Source organism: Vibrio sp. 2130-1, from assembly GCF_033339515.1.
This window is the reverse complement of the sequence record NZ_JAWOUT010000556.1, coordinates 1-566: the sequence shown is the minus strand read 5'-3', so window position 1 is coordinate 566 and position 566 is coordinate 1. Positions and strand designations below refer to the sequence as shown.

Sequence of the window (566 nt, the reverse complement as noted above, 5' to 3'; positions counted from 1 at the left end):
TTCGAGTTCAATTTCTCGATGTAAGATTCACGCTGTTTTGGCTCATAACCCGCAAGTTCGATACGACGAATGCGTTGCTGAATGAGGTTTTCTACTTGAACAACCGTTAGCTCTTCATCTCGGTTTACGAACGAAACCGCATGACCTTGCTTACCCGCGCGACCAGTACGGCCGATTCGGTGAACGTAATCTTCAGCAAGGAAAGGCATGTCGTAGTTCACTACGTGAGGTAGATCTTCAATATCCAAACCACGCGCTGCCACGTCCGTTGCTACCATGACGCGAACTTTGCCCGTTTTGAACTCTTCTAGCGCACGACGACGAGCACTCTGAGCACGGTCACCGTGACAAACTACTGCTTTGATGCCGTCAAGTTTCAACTCTTTCACCACATCATTTGCGGTTTCTTTGTAGTTTACAAACACCAAAACTTGTTGCCAGTTTTTGCGACCGATCAGTTCAGAAAGCAGTTCTGTTTTACGTTCTTGATCTACTGGGTAAAGTACGTGAGCAACAGTGTGCGCAGTAGTGTTTGCACGCTCTACTTCGATGCGTTTTGGTTTACG

General features: G+C 47.2%; 1 protein-coding gene. It reads right to left on the bottom strand.

Going from position 1 to position 566, the window contains the following annotated elements:
- On the bottom strand, nucleotides 1-566 hold a 566-nt coding region (locus tag R7Q09_RS27360), incomplete at both ends, for a helicase-related protein (RefSeq protein ID WP_318144109.1).